Source organism: Stenotrophomonas sp. 57 (assembly GCF_030291075.1).
GTDB lineage: Bacteria > Pseudomonadota > Gammaproteobacteria > Xanthomonadales > Xanthomonadaceae > Stenotrophomonas.
In genome coordinates, this window is the sequence record NZ_CP127407.1 from 3,407,333 (window position 1) to 3,430,175 (window position 22,843).

The 22,843-nt window shown below is 67.4% G+C and carries 19 protein-coding genes; 6 read left to right on the forward strand and 13 right to left on the reverse strand.

What is annotated here, in order from left to right:
* Nucleotides 1-71: 71 nt before the first annotated feature.
* The 7 genes from ruvA to aspS form a co-directional block, all read right to left on the reverse strand.
* Nucleotides 72-665 (reverse strand): Holliday junction branch migration protein RuvA, encoded by a 594-nt coding sequence (ruvA, locus tag QP512_RS15740; RefSeq protein ID WP_005410756.1) that lies wholly within the window; start codon nucleotides 663-665, stop codon nucleotides 72-74.
* Between the two features lie 13 nt (nucleotides 666-678).
* Nucleotides 679-1,200 carry a crossover junction endodeoxyribonuclease RuvC gene (gene ruvC, locus QP512_RS15745; protein ID WP_286069573.1) on the reverse strand — a complete coding sequence of 174 codons (522 nt, stop codon included), beginning with the start codon at nucleotides 1,198-1,200 and terminating at the stop codon, nucleotides 679-681.
* A gap of 105 nt (nucleotides 1,201-1,305) precedes the next feature.
* A complete protein-coding gene (locus QP512_RS15750; protein ID WP_286069574.1) occupies nucleotides 1,306-2,037 on the reverse strand; it encodes a YebC/PmpR family DNA-binding transcriptional regulator in 732 nt (243 codons plus the stop codon).
* Nucleotides 2,038-2,213: 176 nt separating this feature from the next.
* On the reverse strand, nucleotides 2,214-2,846 hold the full coding sequence (locus QP512_RS15755) for an alpha/beta fold hydrolase (RefSeq protein WP_286069575.1): 633 nt from the start codon (nucleotides 2,844-2,846) through the stop codon (nucleotides 2,214-2,216).
* Nucleotides 2,847-2,921: 75 nt separating this feature from the next.
* The gene (locus tag QP512_RS15760; RefSeq protein ID WP_286069576.1) at nucleotides 2,922-3,443 is read right to left on the reverse strand and encodes a GNAT family N-acetyltransferase; all 522 of its coding nucleotides are present in this window, start codon (nucleotides 3,441-3,443) and stop codon (nucleotides 2,922-2,924) included.
* A 31-nt stretch (nucleotides 3,444-3,474) separates the two neighbouring features.
* Entirely contained in the window at nucleotides 3,475-3,792 is a 318-nt protein-coding gene (locus QP512_RS15765) for a DNA primase (protein ID WP_099552810.1), read from the reverse strand.
* 16 nt (nucleotides 3,793-3,808) lie between these two features.
* The gene (gene aspS, locus QP512_RS15770; RefSeq protein WP_286069578.1) at nucleotides 3,809-5,560 is read right to left on the reverse strand and encodes an aspartate--tRNA ligase; all 1,752 of its coding nucleotides are present in this window, start codon (nucleotides 5,558-5,560) and stop codon (nucleotides 3,809-3,811) included.
* A gap of 158 nt (nucleotides 5,561-5,718) precedes the next feature.
* Here aspS and QP512_RS15775 point away from each other — a divergent pair, with 158 nt between their 5' ends.
* On the forward strand, nucleotides 5,719-6,462 hold the full coding sequence (locus QP512_RS15775) for a DUF3011 domain-containing protein (RefSeq protein WP_286069580.1): 744 nt from the start codon (nucleotides 5,719-5,721) through the stop codon (nucleotides 6,460-6,462).
* 134 nt (nucleotides 6,463-6,596) lie between these two features.
* Here QP512_RS15775 and QP512_RS15780 read toward each other — a convergent pair whose 3' ends face one another.
* The 4 genes from QP512_RS15780 to blaL2 form a co-directional block, all read right to left on the reverse strand.
* Nucleotides 6,597-7,238 (reverse strand): hypothetical protein, encoded by a 642-nt coding sequence (locus tag QP512_RS15780; RefSeq protein ID WP_286069584.1) that lies wholly within the window; start codon nucleotides 7,236-7,238, stop codon nucleotides 6,597-6,599.
* A 59-nt stretch (nucleotides 7,239-7,297) separates the two neighbouring features.
* A complete protein-coding gene (locus QP512_RS15785; RefSeq protein ID WP_286069585.1) occupies nucleotides 7,298-8,854 on the reverse strand; it encodes a glycosyltransferase family 39 protein in 1,557 nt (518 codons plus the stop codon).
* A 104-nt stretch (nucleotides 8,855-8,958) separates the two neighbouring features.
* The gene (locus QP512_RS15790; protein WP_286069586.1) at nucleotides 8,959-10,188 is read right to left on the reverse strand and encodes a cation:proton antiporter; all 1,230 of its coding nucleotides are present in this window, start codon (nucleotides 10,186-10,188) and stop codon (nucleotides 8,959-8,961) included.
* Nucleotides 10,189-10,274: 86 nt separating this feature from the next.
* On the reverse strand, nucleotides 10,275-11,186 hold the full coding sequence (blaL2, locus tag QP512_RS15795; protein ID WP_286069587.1) for a L2 family extended-spectrum class A beta-lactamase: 912 nt from the start codon (nucleotides 11,184-11,186) through the stop codon (nucleotides 10,275-10,277).
* A 175-nt stretch (nucleotides 11,187-11,361) separates the two neighbouring features.
* Here blaL2 and ampR point away from each other — a divergent pair, with 175 nt between their 5' ends.
* Nucleotides 11,362-12,225, forward strand: a complete 864-nt coding sequence (ampR, locus tag QP512_RS15800; RefSeq protein WP_286069588.1) for a LysR family transcriptional regulator AmpR — start codon at nucleotides 11,362-11,364, stop codon at nucleotides 12,223-12,225.
* Between the two features lie 114 nt (nucleotides 12,226-12,339).
* Here ampR and QP512_RS15805 read toward each other — a convergent pair whose 3' ends face one another.
* Complete coding sequence (locus tag QP512_RS15805) at nucleotides 12,340-14,205, reverse strand: ABC-F family ATP-binding cassette domain-containing protein (RefSeq protein WP_286069589.1); 1,866 nt, start codon at nucleotides 14,203-14,205, stop codon at nucleotides 12,340-12,342.
* 335 nt (nucleotides 14,206-14,540) lie between these two features.
* Between QP512_RS15805 and QP512_RS15810 the strand changes: the two genes are divergently transcribed.
* Together QP512_RS15810 and ybaL are read left to right on the forward strand one after the other, a co-directional pair.
* Nucleotides 14,541-16,928 carry a TonB-dependent receptor gene (locus tag QP512_RS15810; protein WP_286069590.1) on the forward strand — a complete coding sequence of 796 codons (2,388 nt, stop codon included), beginning with the start codon at nucleotides 14,541-14,543 and terminating at the stop codon, nucleotides 16,926-16,928.
* 170 nt (nucleotides 16,929-17,098) lie between these two features.
* Nucleotides 17,099-18,796 carry a YbaL family putative K(+) efflux transporter gene (gene ybaL, locus QP512_RS15815; RefSeq protein ID WP_286069591.1) on the forward strand — a complete coding sequence of 566 codons (1,698 nt, stop codon included), beginning with the start codon at nucleotides 17,099-17,101 and terminating at the stop codon, nucleotides 18,794-18,796.
* A 465-nt stretch (nucleotides 18,797-19,261) separates the two neighbouring features.
* On the opposite strand, the gene QP512_RS15820 is transcribed toward ybaL, so the two are convergent.
* Nucleotides 19,262-20,548, reverse strand: coding sequence for an aminotransferase class V-fold PLP-dependent enzyme (locus QP512_RS15820; protein ID WP_286069593.1), 1,287 nt, complete (start codon nucleotides 20,546-20,548; stop codon nucleotides 19,262-19,264).
* A 182-nt stretch (nucleotides 20,549-20,730) separates the two neighbouring features.
* On the opposite strand from QP512_RS15820, the gene QP512_RS15825 reads away from it, so the two are divergent.
* Nucleotides 20,731-21,468, forward strand: a complete 738-nt coding sequence (locus QP512_RS15825) for a response regulator transcription factor (RefSeq protein WP_286069594.1) — start codon at nucleotides 20,731-20,733, stop codon at nucleotides 21,466-21,468.
* Complete coding sequence (locus QP512_RS15830) at nucleotides 21,465-22,754, forward strand: ATP-binding protein (RefSeq protein ID WP_286069595.1); 1,290 nt, start codon at nucleotides 21,465-21,467, stop codon at nucleotides 22,752-22,754. Before QP512_RS15825 ends, QP512_RS15830 begins: the two co-directional genes overlap by 4 nt.
* The last annotated feature ends 89 nt before the right edge of the window (nucleotides 22,755-22,843 follow it).

A 22,843-nucleotide genomic window follows, 5' to 3' on the forward strand; every position in this document is an offset into this window, starting at 1 on the left:
GCGGGGTTTGACTGCTGGACATGGGACTCCTGGCGAAGCTCAGGGGGTTTGTTGAAGGAAAGGAAGGCGGATCAGCGCAGCGCCGACTGCAGCGCCTTGCGGATCACGGTGGCCACTTCATCGCCTTCGTTGAAAGCGTCGCGGGCCATGCGGGCGGCTTCAGCCGGCTTGTAGCCCAGCTGCTGCAGCGCCACGGTGGCATCGGACAGCGGGTCGGCCGGGGCCGGGCCACTGCCGGTGGGCAGCGCGCCGCCGGCACCGAACTGCGCCGCACGGTCGCGCAGCTCCAGCACCATGCGTTCAGCAGTCTTCTTGCCGATGCCCGGAATGCGGGTCAGCGCGGTGATGTCACCGGCCTGGACCATGCGCGCGAACTCCTCGACGGTGACGCCGGACAGCACGGCCAGCGCGATCTTGGCGCCGATGCCGCTGACCTTCTGCACGTCGCGGAACAGGCGCCGCTCGCCCTCGCGCAGGAAGCCATACAGCGAGACGCTGTCTTCCTTCTGCGAATAATGGGTGTACAGGGTGACCTCGCGGCCGAGCTCGGGCAGGTCGTAGAAGGTGCTCATCGGCGCCTCCAGCTCGTAGCCCACTCCGTTCACGTCCACCACCAGCCACGGCGGCGCCTTGTAGGCGACGATGCCGCGCAGTCGACCGATCATCGCGTGCAGCTCCTCATTTGCGGCCCCACGCCTGGCGGGCACTGAGCCCCAGGCGGTTGGCCGTTGCCCTTACGTGGGCATGGGTGATCGCCACCGCCAACGCGTCGGCCGCGTCGGCCTGCAGCTTGGTTTTCAGGTTGAGCATGAGCCCGACCATGTGTTGAACCTGTTGCTTTTCGGCGCCACCGCGCCCGACCACCGCCAGCTTGATCTCGCTGGCAGCGTATTCGTGCACCGGCAGGTCGCGCAGCACCACGGCCGAGATCGCCGCGCCACGGGCCTGGCCCAGCTTCAGTGCCGAATCGGGGTTGCGGGCCATGAACACGCGTTCGATGGCCACTTCATTGGGCTGGTACTCCCGGCACAGGTCGGCCAGGCCCAGCACCAGCAGCTTCATGCGCTGCGGGAAGTCGTCGGCACCCAGCAGCACCAGCGGCTGGTGATGCACATGGCTGACGCGGCCGGCGGCGTCGACATCGATGATGCCGACCCCGGTCCGCTGCGAACCGGGATCGATGCCGAGGATGCGGGTCATGCTGCACTCCTGGCGGGGCGGAACGGGATGCGCTGGCAGGCGTATGGGCTCATGACTGTCCGCGGTGACCGTTCAACGGCCCGCGCCCAGGCCGTCGAAGACGGCTCAGGCGTAGGCGTCGGCGCCGAGTTCGGCGTTGGAGTACACGTCCTGCACGTCGTCCAGGTCTTCCAGCATGTCCAGCAGCTTCTTGACCTGCAGGGCGACGTCGCCTTCCACCTTGATGTCATTGTCCGCGCGGAAGGTGATTTCGGCGTGGTCGGCGACATGGCCGGCGGCGACCATCGCATCCTTCACCGCGTTGAACGCGTCAGGGCTGGTGACCACGTCGATCGAGCCGTCGTCCGGGTAGACCACGATGTCATCGGCGCCGGCCTCGATGGCCGCTTCGGTGATGGCTTCCTCGTCGGCGCCGGGGGCGAAGCTGAGCACGCCCAGGCGCTTGAACATGAAGGCCACCGAGCCTTCGGTGCCCATGTTGCCGCCGCACTTGCTGAACGCATGGCGGACATCGGCCACGGTGCGCACGCGGTTGTCGGTCAGGCAGTCGACGATCACGGCCACGCCACCCGGGGCGTAGCCCTCGTAGCGGATTTCCTCGTAATCGACGCCTTCCAGTTCACCGGTGGCCTTCTTGATGGCGCGTTCGATCACGTCCTTGGACATGTTCACGGCCAGGCCCTTGTCCATCGCCGTGCGCAGGCGCGGGTTGTTGTTGGGGTCGCCTCCACCGCCGCGCGCGGCAACGCCGATCTCACGGATGATCTTGGTGAAAATCTTGCCACGCTTCGCGTCGGACGCGTTCTTGCGGGCTTCGATGGAGGGGCCTCTACCCATGGGTGCTACCGTCTGGCTGCTTCAGGATCAAGGCGCGGATTCTACCTGATCAGGCGCTGCAACCGTGTCTAGGGGAGCATTGTTGCAGGGCCGAGCCGATGCTCGGCTCAGCGGTGCCTGACCGAACAGCAGCCGAGCGTGGGCTCGGCTCTACAAAACGGTCCCACCGCCGGACCTTACGCGGCGGCGGCGTCGCGGCTGTGGTCGAACTGGCCGTGGCGCAGGAAATGCGCGGTCTGCCGGGCGGCGTCTGGCGACACCACCAGGCCACTGTGGCTGGTACGCACCACGCAGTGGTCGGCCAAGCCCGGCAGGCGGGTTTCGGCCAGGGCCACCGTGCCATCGGAGGCCTCGTCCATCGCACCCAGCAGGCTGCCCAACCCATGCGGCACTGAGCCGGCGATCAGCCCAACCTCGGCCTTGCCCTGCCAGTCCGGCAGGCCGTCCAGCAGCAGCTCGCTGCTACGGCCCAGCGCCAGGCCCCAGCCATGATCGGACAACGAGCGTGCGGTGCCGCTGCCGCGCAGCGGCGAGCCCAGGCAGACCACGCGCTGCACATCCAGCTGCGGCTGCCGCCGCAGGGCTTCCAGTGCCAGCAGCCCGCCCAGGCTGTGCCCGACCAGCGACAGCGGGCCGGCATCGGCCAGCCGCTCCAGCAGCTGCGGTACGGCCACGTCCGGACCACCAAAGACCGAGGAATAACCAAATGCGTGCACCTGGAAGCCACGCGCGCGCAGGCGCCAGGCCAGGGGCCCGACCCAGGCGCGGGCGTTCCAGATGCCGTGCAGCAGCAATACGGGGGGAGTCATGCAAACAGCCTGGCAGTCAGCGGGGCAGGAACGTACGGTGATTGAACACGCGCGCGCAGCAAGCGGCGGTGAACGTCAGGCAGCGCGCGGTGTGCGGCGCAGGATGAACTCAAGATCGTTGGTGTCGCCCACCGGGAACAGGTACTCGCCGGCCTTCTCGAAACCGTAGCGGGCGTAGAAGCGCTGTGCGCCGAAGTTTTCCGACCACACGCCCAGCCACAGGGTGCGTGGGCCTTCGTGTTCCAGCCAGGCCAGCGCCGTTTCCAGCAGGCGGCTGCCCCAGCCACAGCTCTGCTGGGTCTTGATCAGGTACAGGCGCTTGAGTTCGCCGTCACCGGGCTTCACGTCCGGGTGCGGCAGGCCACAGGGGCCGGCGGCGGCATGGCCGACCGCCTCCCCGTCCAGCTCCAGCAGCCACACCGCGTAATCCGGGTGGGCCAGGATCACGCGCTGGCGCTCGACCGCGTAAGCCTCATCGAGGAAGGCCTGCAGGTCCTGCGGCGGATACAGATGGCCGAAGGTTTCGGTGAACGTGCGGGCGGCCAGCGCCGACAGGGTCGGCGCGTCGTCCACAGTGGCGCGGCGGATCGAATACATGCAGGAAGTTGACGTCAGCGCGAAGGGGCGGTCAAGCCTTTTCCGACGATTCCGCTTCTTCGTCTTCCTCGTCCTCTTCCTCGTATTCCTCTTCGTCCTCTTCCTCCTCGCCTTCCTCGTCCTCGTCGTACTCTTCCTCTTCGTCGTCTTCGTAATCCTCGACGCCGAAGTCTTCACCGTCCCAACGGCCTTCGCCGTCGGCGACGAAGGTCAGGGCCATCGCCGCCGGGTTGGTACCGACGCGGACCAGCCACCCCCCGAACACGCGTGCACGCTCGGTGACCAGATTGGCCTCGGCGCCTTCATTGCCCAGCTTTTCCCACTCCAGCGAAAACGCGAACTCGGTCATTGCCTGGATCTCCTGATCAGTTGGTCTTGGGGCGAACCTGGATGTGCACTTCGGCCAGCTGCGCGTCGACGATCGGCGACGGCGCGTCGGTCATCAGATCCTGTGCACCGGTGGTCTTCGGGAACGGGATGACGTCGCGGATCGACTCGGTGCCGGCCATCAGCGCGGCGATGCGGTCGATGCCGAAGGCGATGCCACCGTGCGGCGGCGCGCCGTAGTTCAGCGCATCGAGCAGGAAGCCGAACTTGGCACGGGCTTCTTCGGCACCGATGCCGAGCAGCTCGAACACCGCGCTCTGCATGTCCGGACGGTGGATACGGATCGAGCCGCCGCCGATTTCATTGCCGTTGAGCACCATGTCGTAGCCGCGCGACACGGCGGTACGGGCATTGGCGCGCAGGTCGGCGATGTCGTCCACGGCCGGTGCGGTGAAGGGGTGATGCAGGGCGACGTAGCGCTGTTCTTCCTCGTCCCACTCGAACATCGGGAAGTCGGTGACCCACAGCGGTGCCCAGCCGTCGGCGACCAGGCCGAAGTCCTTGCCGGCCTTCAGGCGCAGCGCGCCCATGAAGTCGGAGACCTTGTTGTAGCCACCGGCACCGAAGAACACGATGTCACCGTTGCCGGCGCCGACGTGGGCCACCAGCGCAGCGAAACGCTCTTCGCTGAAGAACTTCTGGATCGGCGAGCTGACTTCGCCGTTGTCGGCGATCTTGATGTAGGCCAGGCCCTTGGCGCCGTACTTGGCGGCATGCGCGGCGTACTCGTCGATCTGCTTGCGCGACAGCGACGCCCCCCCCGGGATGCGCAGCGCGGCCACGCGGCCTTCGGCGTCATTGGCCGGGCCGGTGAACACGGCGAACTCGCTGTCCTTGACCAGCTCGGCCACGTCCACCAGTTCCAGCGCGATGCGCAGGTCCGGCTTGTCCGAACCGTAACGGCGCATGGCCTCGGCCCAGGTCATGCGCGGGAAGCTGGCGTCCAGCTGCACGTCCACCACTTCCTTGAAGATGGCGCGGATCATGTCCTCGACGAAATCCTGCACGTCGCGCTCGCGCACGAAGGCGAACTCCATGTCCAGCTGGGTGAATTCCAGCTGGCGGTCGGCACGCAGGGCCTCGTCGCGGAAGCAGCGCGCAATCTGGTAATAGCGGTCGAAGCCAGCCACCATCAGGATCTGCTTGAACAGCTGCGGGCTCTGCGGAAGGGCGTAGAACTCGCCCGGGTGCATGCGCGCCGGCACCAGGAAGTCGCGGGCGCCTTCCGGGGTGGCCTTGGTCAGGATCGGGGTTTCGATGTCCTGGAAGCCGCGCTCGTCCAGGTGGCGGCGCAGGGCCTGCACCAGCTTGATGCGGGTACGCTGCATGCGCTGCATTTCCGGGCGGCGCAGGTCCAGGTAACGGTACTTCAGGCGGGTTTCCTCGCCCGGGTTCTCGTGGGCGTGGAACGGCAACGGCGCGGCCTTGTTCAGCACGGTGATGGAGGTGGCGATCACCTCGACCTTGCCGGTGCGCATCTTGTCGTTCACCGCGTGGCGCGCGCGCACCACGCCTTCCACCTGCAGCACGTCCTCGTAACCCAGCGAGGCGGCCACGGCGAACACTTCGGCGTTGTCGACCTCAACGGTCACCTGCACGATGCCTTCATGATCGCGGAGATCGATGAAGCAGACGCCGCCCTGGTTACGGGCCACGTCGGTCCAGCCGGCGAGGGTGACAGTCTGGCCAATCAGGGTCTCGTCGACCAGGCCGCAGAAGTGGGTACGCATGGGGGGAAGCTCCGCTGGAGAACGCCGGCACCGGATGGGGGCCGGAAAGCCTCGTATTCTGCGGCCGAGGCCCCGGCCGGGGCAAATGTGGTCAGTCACACCGGCTTTATCTGCCTGGCCCCTATAGTCGCGCACCACCTACCGTATGGGGATTTGCCATGAACCTGCCGTCCCTGGCCAGCCTGGCCGTGACCCTCAGCCTGGGCTGCCTTGCCAGCGTGGCCCTGCCCGCGCCCACTGCACACGCGCAGAACGGCGTGGTCCGCTGCGAGAGCCAGAGCAACCGCGAACGGGTCTGCAACACCGGCTGGCGCGACGCGCAACTGGTCCGCCAGCTGTCCGGCTCGGCCTGCGAGGAAGGCCGCACCTGGGGCAGCCGCAACGGCAGCATCTGGGTCACCAATGGCTGCCGTGCCGAGTTCGTCGAGGCCCGTGGCGGCTGGGGCGGCGGCAACGGCGGTGGCTGGGGTGGCAACAACGGCCGCCCCGGCGAGACCATCCGCTGCGAGAGCCAGAACAACCGCGAGCGCAGCTGCCCGGTCGGCTGGCGCAACGCCCGCCTGGTCCGCCAGCTGTCTGGAAGCCCCTGCCAGGAAGGCCGCACCTGGGGCGTGCGCAACGGCGCAGTCTGGGTCAGCAATGGCTGCCGCGCCGAATTCGCCGAGGCCCGCGGCTGGGGCGGTGGCGGTGGCGGCTGGGGCGGTGGCAACAGCAACTATTCCGTCACCTGCAGCAGCAACAACAACCGTTCGCAGACCTGCGACTGGGATGATCGCCAGGGCCGGCCGGTGCTGCAGCAGCAGCTGTCCGGCAGCGCCTGCCAGGAAGGCCGCAGCTGGGGCTACTCACGCGGCCAGGTGTGGGTGAGCAACGGCTGCCGCGCGCGCTTCGGTACGCGTTGAGTTGCGGGGGAGGCCCCCTGGCCAGCGGCCACGGCTCTGCCCCCGATCAGGTATTCCGCATCCACGCATGACGCGGATCTACTGGGGGTCTTTCCGGGGTCCGAGCCCTCCGCAGGAGGGATCCGACCCCGCGATCACGGTGCGGGCGCTTTGTCGTCGCCCCACGGTGGCGGCGGCAGGTCGACCGGCTTGCTCAGGTCGAACTGCACGCGGAACCGCCGGCCCTCCGGGCGCGTCAGTTCATAGACGAACGTCTGGTCCGGATCGATCTCCATCGCCCAGGTGTTGTGCGTGGAGGCCAGCATGTCGGCGCGGCGGAACATCGCCACTGAATCGGTATCGGCCGGGAACTGCTGGCGTTCGGCAGTTCCTGGCGGCGTGCTGTCGCCACCGTACAGGGTGATCGCGTCGGGGCTGCCGTCTTCGTGGCGATGGTCGTGTTTCAGGCGCAGCCCGTTCGGTGTGCGGGTCAGCACCCAGGTCCGCGAGTGGTCATCGCCGACATGGAACGGGATGCGCAGCTCATGCGCCGGATCGGCGCAGCCGCGCACATGCATCACCAGGCGCTGCCCGGCGAACGGATCCTCGCCGGTCGGTGCAGGCGTGTCCTCCACCACCTTGCCTGCGTAGGCCTGCCCGCAGTGCGCGGCGATTGCCGCCATGAACGCATCGGCCGGCGCGGTGGCCAGATCATGGGTGACCGTCTCGGCGGGTTGCGTGCACGCAGCAAGGCTGAGCAGGAGGACGGAAGCAGTGGCAACGGCAATGGGTCTCATGCCCCAACCCTAACGGCCATGGCCGGCGCGCGCAAACCGTGCGGATCGGCCACGGCTCGTCAGCGATGCAACCAGACCTCGCACCCTCCCACATCCTGCTTCTGGCCACCGGCGGCGTAACGCGCCGTGATCATGGCCTGCCACTGCATGCGTTGCGCGGTGCTGCCCAAGTGGTTCGGGCAGTTGACCAGCGCGGCCAGCGGCAGCCCCCCCAGCGCGGCATCATCGGCAGCCAACGATGCAAGCACCTCGTCCGATGCCCAATCCGGAACCATCAAGGCGCGGCGGCCAGAGAAATAGGCCAGTTCGGAGGACCAGTCCTGGCCGAATGCAACCACCACCCCCTGCGCTGTCGTGCCATTGCGGATGGCCTCGGCAATCTGCGAAACCGGCGTGAGCGCGCGCGCTTCCCTGATGTCCTTCAGCGACTTCACCAGACCGAAACCCAGCGACAGCACACACAGGAAGATCGCCAGCAAGACACCGCGGCGCGGCCTGCCCGCCGCCTCGGCCGCAAGCACCGTCGACCACAGCACCAGGCCGATGATCGACGTGGCGAACACGATGTTGGCCGCCTGGTAGTACGGATGGGCGATGTGCAGGTTGGTGAAGACCAGGAACGGCGCCAGGTAGGCCAGCAGCAGCACCGCCACCGCCGTGCGCGTGCGTGCCTGCCACAGCCCGGCGATGAGGAAGATGAGGAAAATCCAGTTGGAGCCGATCGCACCGGAGAAGCGCTTCTTGAACACCGTGCCCCACCAGGTGGCCGGATCCAGGCGCTGCTGCAGCGTGCCATAGTTCCAGGTGGACAGCGCATCGGAGGTGATCTGCCGCCCCAGCGCCGACTGTGCCTTCAGGGCATCGGCATGCTGCAGCCACAGGCTGAGCGTGGCCAGCACGGCAAGCGCGGACAGGCCACCCCAGAACATCAGCCGCCAGTGCCGCCGCAGCCACTGCGGACGCCAGCCATGCTCGCGCACGGCAAGCCACGCGAACGCCAGTGCAACGAACACGGCAAAGCCGAAGAACGAGGTGACCTTGATCGCCGCCGACAGCACCGCTGCGACGACGGCGACCAGTCCCACCCACACGCGCGGCTGGCTGCTCAGACGTGCCATCGCCCAGACAAAGAGCAGGCCGAAGAACACCGCACTGGATTCCATCATTACCGAGCGGCCCCAGAACAGGGCATACGGTGATACCGCGAACGCACCGGCGACACACACCGCCAGCGTGCGATCAGGACGCCACGCCAGCAGCGCACGGTAGACCAGCCAGATGCAGCCGGCGTGGAAGAGCGTGGAGACCAGCCGCCCGCTGTTGTCCGCGCTCATGCCGGTGAGACTGGAAAGCAGTGCTGCCAGCCACTGGTAGAACGGGAATTCAAAGGGAATCGACCAGGGCGCGCCCAGCACGGGGGTCATGTAGTCCAGCCAGGGGCCACCGCGCAGCAGCCAGTCGATCGACAGCGCGGTCTGCGTCTGCCGGAAGCCAGACGCATCGACCGGCGGCATCGACCAGCTGCAGACCAGCAGGATCAACAGCGCGAACGCTGAAAACCACAGCAGGATCCTGCCCGGCAGCACGCGGCGGTCTGGATGGGTTTCCTGGGTCACGCCTGTTGCTCCTGACGGTGGCGGCCGCTCACAGGGCGCGCTTCACGGGCGCGCAGTGTCTGCGTTGCCGCAGGCAAGTGCAAGCCGCTGCACGTGGTGGCGGCTCACGCCTGCGGTGGTAGCGGTGCCTTCTGCGGATCGGCGGGGATGACCTCGGTCGCCGCCACCGGCGCAGCCGCGCCCTCACCCGCCGGCTCCTGTTCCACCGGATCAACATCGAACGGGGTACGGAACACCAGCGACGGCAGCAGCGTGGTCAACGCCGCGTAGAGCAGCAGCGCGCCGAACAGCACTGCAGGAATCTGGAAGCGTTCGCGCATGATCGCCGCCAGCACCAGGGTGAAGATCAGCGTCGGTGCCAGCGCCAGCGAGACCCGCAGGCTGCTGCGGAAGCTCTCGCCGAACATCACCCGGCGCTGCAACCAGACCACGCCGATGCGCAGCGGCAGCACCACCAGGGTGACCACGATGCCCAGCCCCAGCGCCTCGAAACTGAGCGCTTCACTGGGCACCTTGGTGCCGGCGTTGAAGAAGTAGAACGGCACGAAGAACGACGCGAACAGGCGCAGCGCGTGCAGGTTCTCGTGCGAGGCCAGCAGCGGCATGCGCTGGTGCAGCAGGCGCGCGACCAGCCCGGCGATGAACGCGCCGACCAGGTAATACACGCCCAGCAGATAGGTGATGTAGGCCGCCACCATGCCTACCATCACCAGCAGCGAGAATTCCGAGCCGGGGGCGTGCGGCGCCACCCAACGCCCCAGTGCGATGAACAGCAGGGGCAGGCCGACCATCATCGCCAGCAGGGCCAGGCTGGACAGCGCCATGTGGCCCGGGTCACCGGCCTGCAGCACGATGAACAACGCCGCCAGCGCCAGCAGTTCGCCGGCGATGGCCTTGCTGGTCACCCAGAACCGCTCGTCTTCGCTCAGGCCCAGCCGTGACAGCGAATCCATGATGAAACCGGTGGAGGGCGTCAGCAGCGCCAGCGCCAACAGGCCGGCAGCCTGCCACGGCAATCCTGCGTAGCGCCAGGCCAGCCAGCCGACCCCGAACAAGGTCGCGCTGCGGATCACCAGGTGCGCCAGCAGCGGCCACATGCCCCGGCGCAGCGCCTGCAGGTCCACTTCCAGGCCAGCGAACAGGAACAGCGAGGAAATACCCAGCGTGGCCAGCAGGCCGATCACAGCATCGTGGGCCTGGTCGCCCAGCCAGAGCATGCCGATGATGCCGAACAGCAGGCAGGTCAGGGGTGCGGGCAGGCTGAAGCGCTGCAGCGCGCGCGGGATCACCAGCAGCGCGAAGATCAGCAGCAGGTAGATCAACTCATGGCTCATCGGGGTCTTCCGTGGGTTTCGAACGCGCGCAGGATGCGCGCGCCGAACCGATCCGGCAAGCCGCCCATGAATGGCCCCCGGTTACCTCATCCGATCAGCCCATCGGCGATCCGGCCCACCTGGGCCAGCACCGTGGCGCGCTGCTCGTTGCTGATCGCAACGGACTGCAGATAGGCAGTCAGCACCCATGGTGCGCCGCCTGCCCGCGGCCACAGCACGGCAATATCGTTGCGTGCATCCTCGCCGTTGCTGCCGGTCTTGTCGCCCACCCGCCAGCGCTTGCCCAGGCCCGCGCGCAGGCAGGCATCGCCGGTCTCGTTGTCGATCAGCCAGTCAGCCAGCTGCTGTCGCGATGCCGGCTGCAGCACCTCACCCAGGACAACGCGCTGCAGCGAACCAGCCATCGCCGCCGGCGTGGTGGTGTCGCGTGGATCGCCTTCTGCAAAGCTGTTCATTTCCGGCTCCAGACGATCGCTGCGGCTCACCGTATCGCCGCTGGCGCGCAGGAAGGCAGTCACCGCAGGCGGGCCACCGATCACACCAAACAGCAGGTTGGCAGCAGTGTTGTCGCTGGTGATGATCGTGGCCCGGCACAGGTCGCGCACGGTCATGTCTTTGCCGACGTGGCGCCGGGTCACTGGCGCATGCGAGAGCAGGTCGGCCTCTCGCACCGGCACGCGGCGGTCGAGCAGCGCCGGCGCGCGCTCGGCCTGGCTGAGCACCGTGGCGGCCAGCATGCTCTTGAAGGTGCTGCACATCGGGAAACGCTCGTCCTGGCGATAGCCGACGCGGCGACCGCTCGCGGTGTCGAGCAGGGTCACGCCCAAGCGACCGGCGCAGGCCTTTTCCAGCGCCGCGAAGTCGGTGGCGGCAGTGATGGCGGTATCGGCCGAGGCGGCGGCCGGGGGCGTGACCGCCGCGCGCGCCAGCAATGGCAGGGCAAGCGAAGAGGCAACGGCAACAGCACTGGAGTGCAGGAATCGGCGACGGGCAAGCATGCGGGGTTCTCCTGATGACCGCTCGATTATTGAAATCGGTTACCGGGGTGACCAGCACGAAATTTCAGCGGGAGCCATCAGGAAATCTCATGCCTTTGGCAATCAATCCATTGAGATTCCAGACAACCCGCTGCAGAGAGTACGATCCGTCATCATCCTGGCTCACGACTCACCCATGCTGCACCCTACCCTGCCCCTGAATGCGCTGCGCGCCTTCGAGGCGGCTGCACGCCACCAGAATTTCACCCGCGCCGCGCTGGAGCTGTGCGTCAGCCAGGCCGCGCTGAGCCACCAGATCCGCGGGCTGGAGGACCGGCTCGGCATCCGCCTGTTCCATCGGCTGCCACGTGGCGTTGCCCTCACCGATGAAGGTGCCGCGCTGTACCCGGTGCTCAACGAATCGTTCGAGCGCATCTCGGCCAGCATCGCCCGCTACACCGGTGGCCCGGCGCGCGAGGTGCTGACCCTGGGCGTGGTCGGCACCTTCGCCACCGGCTGGCTGCTGCCACGGCTGGCCGCGTTCGAGAGCGCGCATCCGGACATCGAGCTGCGCCTGCAGACCCACAACAACCGCATCGACCTGGCCGGTGAAGGGCTGGACCTGGCGATCCGCTTCGGTGATGGCGACTGGCAGGGCCAGGCCTGCACCGCGATCCTCGATGCGCCGTTCGCGCCACTGTGCGCACCGGCACTGGCACGGCGCCTGAAGCAGCCCCGTGACCTGGGCACGCTGCCGCTGCTGCGCTCCTACCGCAGCGACGAATGGCCGCGCTGGTTGCAGGCGGCGGGGGTCAGTGGCGTGGAAGCGCGCGGGCCGGTGTTCGATTCCTCGTTGACGGTGGCGATGGCCGCCGCTGGCGGAGCTGGGGTAGCGCTGCTGCCGCTGTGCATGTTCGAGCAGGAACTTGCCGAAGGTCGTTTGCTGCAGCCGTTCAGCACCACGCTGGATCTGGGGCGCTACTGGCTGACGCGGCTGCGCTCGCGCGCCGAGCGCGAGCCGGCAAAGCGCTTTCGCGAATGGTTGCAGGCGCAGGGGTGATGTAGAGCCGAGCCCACGCTCGGCTGCTTCGTGTTCAATGCCGCGCTGCGCGCGCAAGCCGAGCATGGCTCGGCTCTACAAGAAAGCCAGCCGGCCCGCGGCCGGCACTACCGGTCAGGACTCCAGCAGTTCCATCCACGCCGCTTCGGCCTTTTCCAGCTGCGCGGCAGCGCTTTCGCGGTCACGGCCAATCACGGCCATGCGCGAGGCATCGGCGTAGTTGGCCGGGTCGGCCAACTGCCGGTCCAGCTCGGCCAGCGCGCCTTCCAGCTCGGCCACCTTGGCTTCAGCCGCAGCAAGCTTGTGCGGGTTCACCGGCTTCTTCTGCACCACCTGCGCCACCGGCGCGGTCTTGACCACCACCGGCTCTTCCACCTGCTCCATGCGGGCCTTGGTGCCCTGCGCCTGCGGGCGGGTGCGCAGCCACGCGGCGTAGGCGTCAAGGTCGCCGTCGAACGGCTCGACCACGCCATCGGCCACGCGCCAATAGGTATCGCAGACCAGGCCGATCAGGTGGCGGTCATGCGAGACCATCACGATCGCGCCCTCGAAGGTGGCCAGTGCTTCGGCCAGCGCTTCGCGCATTTCCAGGTCAAGGTGGTTGGTCGGTTCGTCCAGCAGCAGCACGTTCGGCTGTTGCCAGGCGATCAGGGCCAGCGCCAGGCGTGCGCGCTCGCCACCGGAGAAACCATCGACCGGCTCGAACGCGCGATCGCCCGGGAAATTCCACTTGCCGAGGAAGTCGCGGAACGACTGGTTCGGCGCATCGGGGGCGATCTCGCGGAAGTGCTCCATCGGCGACTGGCCTTCGTGCAGCGACTCCACCGTGTGCTGGGCGAAGTAGCCGATCTTCAGGTCCGGGTGCGCCATGCGCTCACCGACGATCGGTGCCAGTTCACCCACCAGGGTCTTCACCAGCGTGGTCTTGCCGGCGCCGTTCGGGCCGAGCAGGCCGATGCGCTGGCCCGCTTCCAGGCCGAAGCCGACATTGTGCAGGATCACCGCGTCCTTGCCGTAGCCGGCCTCGACGTGGTTCAGGCGGATCAGCGAGAACGGCAGCTTGGCCGGCGGCGCGAACTCGATGCGGAACTCGCGCTCGGCACGCACCGCCTCGGTGCCGGCCAGCTTGGCCAGGCGCTTCATGCGGCTCTGCGCCTGCGCGGCCTTGCTGGCCTGCGCCTTGAAGCGGTCGATGAAGCTCTGCAGGTGAGCGCGCTCGGCCTGTTCCTTCTCGTGCGCGATCTGCTGCTGGCGCAGCTGCTCGGCGCGCTGGCGCTCGAAATCGGTGTAGCCGCCCGGATAGAGCTTGGCACCACCACCGTGCAGGTGCAGGGTGTGGGTAGCCACGTTGTCGAGGAACTCGCGGTCATGCGAGATCAGCAGCAGGGTGCCCGGGTACTTCAATAGCCACTGTTCCAGCCAGTACACCGCGTCCAGGTCGAGGTGGTTGGTCGGTTCGTCCAGCAGCAGCAGGTCGCTGGGCATCATCAGCGCGCGCGCCAGGTTCAGGCGCACGCGCCAGCCACCGGAGAACGAAGATACCGCGCGCTGGTGGGTCTCGGCCGGGAATCCGAGGCCGTGCAGCAGCTTGCCGGCGCGCGCTTCGGCGTCGTAGGCCCCCATCTCGGCCATCTTCGTGTGCGCGTTGGCCACCGCCTCCCAGTCTTCGCGGGCAGTCGCCTCCGCCTCTTCGGCCAGCACCGCGGCCACCTCGATATCGCCGCCCAGCACGAAGCTCAGCGCCGGGTCCGGCAGCGACGGGGTTTCCTGCGCCACGCTGGCGATACGGACCTTGCCGGGCAGGTCGACGTCGCCCTTGTCGGCCTCCAGCTCGCCCTTCACCGCCGCGAACAGGCTGGACTTGCCAGCGCCATTGCGGCCGACTACACCCACCCGGTAACCGGCGTGCAGGGTCAGGTCGACATTGGACAACAGCAGCCGCTCGCCGCGGCGCAAGGCGAAATTACGAAGGGAGATCATCGGGGGAGGCGTCCATATAACCGAATGGAATGTGCTGGTGAGCACTGTTCCTGCGACGCAATTCTAACGTTAACGAATACTTGACGCGCCCCGGGATGCGCAGTGGCCGACGTTCCTCTCTCCCACGTCCTCGCCGCGCGCGTCCCGGGTCTCCTCCCCGCCGGTGCCGGTCCTGGCTAAATTGTTGCTGCTGCAACGTTTTTTTCGGTGACCGGCATTTGACAGGCACTGAATATCCCGTTAATTGCTGTATTGCGCACCGCAACAACCGCCGTCCGCCTCACCCCCGTGATGTCGAGTCCGGTGCCGCCCCCGCCAACCGGAGCCCCATCCCGATGACCCGCAAGACCAGCCTGATCGCCGCCGCCGTCGCTGTCGCACTCGGTGGCTCTCCGTTCCTTGCCGCTGCCCAGCAGGCCGGCACCGCCGCCAATACCCTGGACACGGTGATCGTCACCGGCACCCGCGTGGCCGACCGCACGGTCGCCGAATCGCAGTCGCCGATCGACATCATCACCCCTGAAGTGCTGCAGTCCACCGGCACCAGTGAGCTGGCCACCGCACTGTCGCGCGCCCTGCCCTCGCTGAACTTCCCGCGCCCGGCCTTGACCGACGGCACCAGTGGCGTGCGCCCGGCGCAGCTGCGCGGCCTGTCGCCGGACCAGGTGCTGGTGCTGGTCAACGGCAAGCGCCGCCACACCTCGGCGATGATCAACGTCAACGGCAGCATCGGCCGTGGCTCGTCGGCGGTGGACATCAATGCGATCCCGATCGCCGCCATCGAGCGCGTGGAAGTGCTGCGCGACGGTGCGTCGGCACAGTACGGCTCGGACGCCATTGCAGGCGTCATCAACATCGTGCTCAAGGGCAGCGGCCGTGGCGGCAGCCTGGCCGTGGACTACGGCCAGTACTCGGCCGGTGACGGCAACAAGTACCAGCTCTCCGGCGATACCGGCGTCGAGTTCGGCAACGGCCGTGGTCGCGTGCACGTGGCTGGCCAGATCAGCCAGCAGGACGAGAGCAACCGCGCCGGCCCGTACCGCGGCGCCACGCCGAACACCGGCAACTTCCCCAGCATCGGCCAGAAGACCTTCATCGTCGGCGACCCGCGCGTGGATGCCACCGCCGCTTCGGCCAACGCCAGCTTCGACTTCAGCGACCACGTGACAGGCTACGCCAGCGCGCTGCTGAGCAACCGCGACATCACCTCGTTCGCGTTCTACCGCTCGCGCAACCACAGCGGGCAGAGCGCACTGCTGGCGCAGACCTACCCGGATGGCTACGTGCCGGAGATCAACCAGTATTCCAAGGACCGTTCGCTGGTGGCCGGAGTCAAGGGCAACACCGACAACGGCTGGACCTGGGACCTGAGCCTGAACCATGGCGAGAACACCCTCGATTTCCACACCCGCAACAGCATCAACTACAGCCTCGGCGCGACCAGCCCGCGCTCGTTCTACGACGGCACGCTGAAGTACCAGCAGGACATCTTCAACGCCGACCTGACCAAGTCGCTGGACTGGGGCCTGGCCTACCCGGTCACGCTGTCCTTCGGCGGTGAGTACCGCAAGGAGAAGTGGGACCAGAATCCGGGCGAACTGAACTCGTACACCGGCAGTGGCGCGCAGGGCTTCGCGGGCTTCACCCCGACCAATGAAGTGCATGCCGACCGCCACAACTACGCGGTCTATGCCGGCCTGGAAGCGGACCTGACCGAGAAGTTCTCCGCCGGCATCACAGGCCGCTACGAGGACTACTCGGACTTCGGCGACCGCTTCTCGGGCAAGCTGTCGGCGCGCTACGCACTCACCGACAAGGTCGCGCTGCGGGCCACTGCCTCCAGCGGCTTCCGTGCACCATCGCTGGCGCAGCAGGGCTACCAGGCGGTCACCAGCCAGTTCCTCAACGGCGTGTTCGTCGAGCGTGGCACCTTCCCGACCACCAGCCCGGCCGCTCAGGCGCTGGGCGCCTCGCCGCTGAAGGCCGAGACCTCCACCTCCTACAGCCTGGGCCTGGTGCTGCAGCCGGTCGACCGCCTGTACATCACCGTCGATGCTTACCAGATCGACATTGATGACCGCATCGCATTGTCGTCCAGCATCACCACCAACGCCGCCACCAGCGCGCTGCTGGGCACCCTCGGCCTGCCGCAGGTGACCGCGTTCTCCTACTTCACCAACGGCCTGGATACGCGCACCCGTGGCGTCGACTTCGTGTCCAGCTACACGGTGCCCTTCAGTGCCAGCAGCCTGGAACTGACCGCCGCCTACAGCTACAACGACACCGAAGTGCGCCGCATCGGCGGCACCCCGGCGGTGTTTGGCACGCTGGGCCTGACCCAGTCGCTGATCGGCCGTGATGAGATCGGCCGCATCGAGGACAGCTATCCGCGCGACAAGGCGATCCTGAGCGGCACCTGGCGTTCGGACCACTGGGAACTCGGCCTGGCCGCCACCCGCTACGGCAAGTTCACCGTGCGCAACTCGGCCACCGCGCTGCGCGACCAGACCTACGGCGATGCCTGGGTGGTGGATGCCTCGGCCAGCTACAAGCCGAGCAGCAACTGGACGCTGACCGTGGGCGCAGACAACCTGCTGGACAAGTACCCGGACCGTACCGAAGACCTGCAGAACTCGACCTTCGGCATGCTGCCGTACAGCAACTACTCGCCGTTCGGCTTCAACGGCGCGTATGTGTACGGGCGGATCAAGTACACCTGGTAAGTGCTGGCGGGCGGTTCCTTGGTAGTGCCGGCCTCTGGCCGGCAACTCCCTGGTGGGGTCAGATCCCTTTTCCTTCGGGAAAAAGGATCTGACCCCATTCGCATTTAGGGTTTGCCGTATCTGGCCTCATCGGTGAAAATCGGGACACCCCCGATTTCCTGCGAGTGCCGATGCACCATGACACCGACCTGATCAACATCGTTGCCGTTGGCCTGGGGCTCGCCTTCATCTTCGGCGCGCTGGCCAACAAGCTCCGCTTGTCTCCCCTGGTCGGTTACCTGGTTGCTGGCATCTGCGTAGGCCCGTTTACCCCCGGCTTCGTCGCCGACCAGGCGCTGGCCAACCAGTTGGCCGAGCTGGGCGTGATGCTGCTGATGTTCGGCGTCGGCCTGCACTTCTCGCTGAAGGACCTGATGGCGGTCAAGGCCATCGCCATCCCCGGCGCCATCGGCCAGATCGCGGTGGCCACCCTGCTCGGCTGGGGCGTGGCCTCGCTGATGGGCTGGCCGGCGATCCATGGCGTCATCTTCGGTTTCTCGCTGGCCACCGCCAGTACCGTGGTGCTGCTGCGGGCGATGGAGGAACGCCGTCTGCTGGAGACGATGCGCGGCAAGATCGCGGTCGGCTGGCTGATCGTGGAAGACCTGGCCTGCGTGCTGGCACTGGTGATGATGCCGGTGATGGCCGGCGTGTTCGGCCCCGATGCAGCCAAGGAATCGCACTCGCTGGGCAGCGTGCTGGCCGACATCGGCTGGACCTTCGTGCAGCTGGGCCTGTTCGTGGCGGTGATGCTGGTGGTCGGACGCCGGGTCATTCCGTGGATCCTGGAGCGTATCGCCGGCACCGGCTCGCGCGAGCTGTTCACCCTGTCGGTGCTGGCGATCGCGCTGGGCGTGGCGTTCGGCTCGGCCATGTTGTTCGGCGTCTCCTTCGCGCTGGGCGCGTTCTTCGCCGGCATGCTGCTCAACGAATCAGAGCTGAGCCATAAGGCCGCGCACGATTCGCTGCCGCTGCGCGATGCGTTCGCGGTGCTGTTCTTCGTCTCGGTCGGCATGCTGTTCGATCCCAACATCCTCATCCAGCACCCGTGGCAGGTGCTGGCCACGGTGCTGATCATCATGTTCGGCAAGTCGGCCGCCGCATTCTTCATCGTGCGTGCGTTCGGTCACCCGACCAGCACCGCGCTGACCATCTCGGCCAGCCTGGCGCAGATCGGCGAGTTCGCCTTCATCATCGCCGGCCTGGGCGTGGCGCTGCAGATCCTGCCGAAGGAAGGCCAGTCGCTGGTGCTGGCCGGTGCGTTGGTGTCGATCATGCTCAACCCATTGGTGTTCGGCCTGCTCGATCGCTGGCAGGCCAAACAGGAGCAATCGCCCCAGGCCGCCGAACCCGAAGAGGCCACCGGTCCCTCGCGCGACCTGCATGACCATGCCATCGTCATTGGTTACGGCCGGGTCGGCAGCGAACTGGCGCAGGTGCTGCGCGACCGTGGCGTGCCGGTGCTGGTGATCGATGACAACAAGGAACACGTCGAACAGGCGCACGCCAAGGGCCTGGCGGCGATCCGCGGCAGCGCCGCCGCCGACCGGGTATTGGCCGAGGCCCATCCGGAGCGCGCCAAGATCGCGGTGCTGGCCATTCCTCAGCCGCTGGAGGCCGGTGAGGCGCTGGCGAAGCTGCGGGCGATCAACCCGGACCTGACCCTGCTGGCGCGCGCGCACAGCGATGCGGAAGTGAAGCATCTGCTGGAACATGGTGCCGATGGCACGGTGATGGCCGAGCGCGAGCTGGCCTATTCGCTGGCGGAGATGATCATGTCCACGCCGCCGTACCGGAACCTGGGGCAGCACAGCATTCCGGTGGTGTGAGGGGTGTGGGTGCGGCAGGGCTTGCAGCCCTGCACCTGCCAAGGCAACGGCAAAGGCAAAGGCAAAAGCAAAGGCAAAGGCAAAAGCTGACTATCCGTGGGATGGCAGGGTAGGTCCGGCTGCAGGGGACGCCGTGAATCCGTCCATGGAGGCTCGGTCGCACCATCCATGGCGCTCACGCCCCTGCAACCGGACCCACCCCGCCTTCGACAGATTCCTGCGATCTGTCGGAACGGCGTTCTGCTCTGGTAGGTGCCGACCTGGGTCGACACGTCGGCGCATGGGTCGGATCCGTTTTCCACAGGAAAACGGATCCGACCCCGAAACAAAAAAATCCCCGGTCGACCCGCATCGACCGGGGATCTGGATCGCCACGTTGCCACGCCTTGGAGAGGCAGTTCCACCGTAGCGCATCGCGCCGCCGATGGTGATCGCCTGTGGCGATATGCACCAAGCGCGCGGCTATCAGGCACCGGCCAGGGCCTGCTCCAGGTCCGCGCGCAGGTCGCCGATGTGTTCGATGCCGATCGACAGCCGCACGGTGTCCTCGCTCACACCCGCCTTGGCCAGTTCAGCGGCATCCAGCTGGCGATGGGTGGTGGACGCTGGATGGGTCGCCAGCGATTTGGCGTCACCCAGGTTCACCAGCCGGGTGAACAGCTTCAGCGCATCCAGGAAACGTGCGCCTGCCTCGCGGCCGCCCGGCAGGCCGAAGGTCAACACGCCCGAGCCGTGCCCGCCAAGATAGCGCTGTGCAGCAGCATGTTCCGGATCGCCGGCCAACCCGGCGTAACGCACCCAGGCCACCTTGGCGTGCGCCTTCAGGAACTGCGCGACGGCCAGTGCGTTGGCGTTGATGCGTTCCATGCGCAGGGCCAGGGTCTCGATGCCCTGCAGGATCAGGAACGCGTTGAACGGTGACAGCGCCGCGCCGGTATTGCGCAATGGCACCACCCGCGCGCGGCCGATGTAGGCGGCAGGGCCCAAGGCTTCGGTGTAGACCACGCCGTGATAGCTGGGGTCGGGCTGGTTGAGGCGGGCGAAGCGCTTCGGCTGCGCAGCCCAGTCGAAACGCCCCGAGTCGATGATCGCACCGCCCAGGCTGTTGCCGTGGCCGCCCAGGTACTTGGTCAGCGAATGCACCACGATGTCGGCGCCGTACTCGAACGGGCGCAGCAGGAACGGTGTGGCCACCGTGTTGTCGACGATCAGTGGCACGCCGGCCGCGTGAGCGACTTCGGCGATGGCGGCGATGTCGGTGACGTTGCCGCGCGGGTTGCCGATCGATTCGACGAACACCGCCCTGGTGCGGTCGTCGATCAGCGCAGCGAACGCGGCCGGATCGGCCGGATCAGCAAAGCGCGCCTGGATGCCGTACTGCGGCAGCGTGTGCGCCAGCAGGTTGAGGCTGCCGCCATACAGCGCGCCGGAGGCGATGATGTTGTCACCGGCCTCGGCGATGGTCTGGATCGCGTAGGTGATCGCGGCCTGCCCCGAGGCCAGCGCCAGCGCGCCGATGCCACCCTCCAGTGCGGCCAGGCGCTGCTCCAGCACGTCGGTGGTGGGGTTCATGATACGGGTGTAGATGTTGCCGGGCACCTTCAGGTCGAACAGGTCGGCGCCGTGCTGGGTGTCATCAAAGGCATACGCCACCGTCTGGTAGATCGGCACCGCCACCGCGCGGGTGGTCGGGTCGGGACGATAGCCGCCGTGCACGGCCAGGGTTTCCAGTTGCCACTGCGGGTCGCTCATTGCACCAGGCTCCATCCGGGGAAACCGCCACGATAGGCCAGCCTCGGCGTGGCGCTGAGAGCCGCTGGCGATGACGTCCGTACCGCCGGTTATCAGGTTGGCCGCGATTCAGGCAGCCGTCATGGGCCGTTGCTAGGCTGCGCCGCCGGGCGCTCCTGCCCGGGCACGGAGGCCCTACGCGCATGCAGCCATCCCCTTGGACACCCACCGCCAACGGCACGCCGACACCGGTCCTGCTGGTGGAAGATGATCGTCGCCTGGCCGAACTGGTCAGCGACTATCTCCACGAACACGGCTTCGCCGTGCAGCATGTGGCCCGCGGTGACCTTGCCGGCGCGGCCTGCCGCCAGCATGCCCCGGAGCTGGTGGTGCTGGACCTGATGCTGCCCGGCCTGGGCGGCATCGATGTGTGCCGGCAGATCCGCAGCTTCTCCGATGTGCCGATCCTGATGCTGACCGCCTGCGAGGACGACATCGAGCAGGTACTGGGCCTGGAATCGGGTGCCGACGATTACGTGCACAAGCCGATCGAACCACGCTTGCTGCTGGCGCGCCTGCGCGCCCTGCTGCGCCGTCGCCATGGCAGCGGCAACACCGGTACGCCCAGCCGGCTGATGCATGGCGAACTGCTGATCGATCGCATGCAGCGTGAAGTCCATCTGCATGGTGCGGCGGTGGATGTGGGTACCACCGAGTTCGAGATCCTGTGGCTGCTGGCCAGCCAGCCCGGGCAGATCCTGTCGCGTGACCAGATCCTGCAGGCGGTGCGCGGTATCGGTTTCGACGGCCTGGACCGCAGCGTCGATGTCAGCATCGGCAAGCTGCGCCGCAAGCTTGGCGATGATGCGCGCGAACCGCGGCGGATCAAGACCGTGTGGGGCCGTGGCTACCAGTTCAATCCGTCGGCCTGGACGGCATGAAGCGGCTGTTCCTGTGGTTGTGGTTTGTCACCGGTGCCTGCTTCCTGGTGTCGGTGTTTTTCCTCAACCACATCCTGGACGGCATCTACACGCCCGTGCAGGATCGCGTGTTCGTCGAGCAGGTGCGCGGACAGGTATACGCCCTGCGCAGTGGCCTGGCTGGCCTGGACGCCGGCCAGCAGCGTGAGCGCCTGCAGCAGTGGCAGCCCCACTATGGCATCGCCCTGACGCTGCTCGCCACGCCTCCCGCGCTCGACGCGCAGGAACAGGCAGCCGTAAAGGCCGATGGCTTCATCGTGCGCGATCAGTACCAGCAGGTCCTGCTGCCCATCGAGGGCATCGATGGGCGCTGGTTGCACCTGCGCCTGCCTGGCGCGGTGCAGATGACAACGTACATGACCATTGCCGCCTACCTCAGCATCCTGCTGCTGGTCGGTGCCAGCCTGTATGCGTGGGTGCGCCTGCTCTGGCGCGACCTGGAAGCGCTGCGCCTGCACGCCGACCGCATCGGCGCCGGCGATCTGCAGGCACGCGCGCAAGTCTCGCCACGTTCGCAGATCCGGGTCATCGTCGACCATTCCAACCGCATGGCGGCACGCGTGGCCGAGCTGGTGCAGCGCCAGCGCGACCTCACACATGCGATCTCGCACGAACTGCGCACGCCGATCGCACGCGTGGCCTTCGGCCTGGACCTGATGCAGGACAGCGATGACGCCGAGCGCCGTGCGCGCCTGGCGCTAGGCCTGCACGGAGACCTCGCCGAGCTCAACCGGCTGGTCAGCGAACTGCTGGCGTATGAACGTCTGGAGCATCCCAGCGAAGGCGAGCCGATGCAGCGGATTGAAGCCAACGACTGGCTGCAGGCCTGCCTGGCCGATGCGTGCCGTGATGCCGAACGTGCCGGAGTGGTCCTGCGCGTGCACCCCAGTGCATTGCCACGGGTGGATGCCGAGCCGCGCCTGCTGCAGCTGGCACTCAGCAACCTGGTGGGCAATGCGCTGCGCCATGCACGTTCGCAGGTGGACGTCTCGCTGGTCGATGTCAGCGGCCGCGCCTGCCTGCGCGTGGATGACGACGGTCCCGGCATTGCCGACGCCGATCGCGAGAAGGTGATGCGTCCGTTCACCCGCCTGGACGACAGTCGCAGCCGCGATACCGGTGGCTTTGGCCTGGGCCTGGCCATCGTCAACCGCATCGCCGCCCGACACGGCGGCGAGCTGCGTATCAGCCGCGCCCCGCTGGGTGGCGCGCGCCTGGAAATGCACTGGCCGCTGGCTGCCAGCTGAACGCCCACGGGCACGATTACAGTTGATTACAACTCCCGCACAACTGCGGACGGATCGGTCGCCGGCGTATCGCCACGCTAGCGACCCTG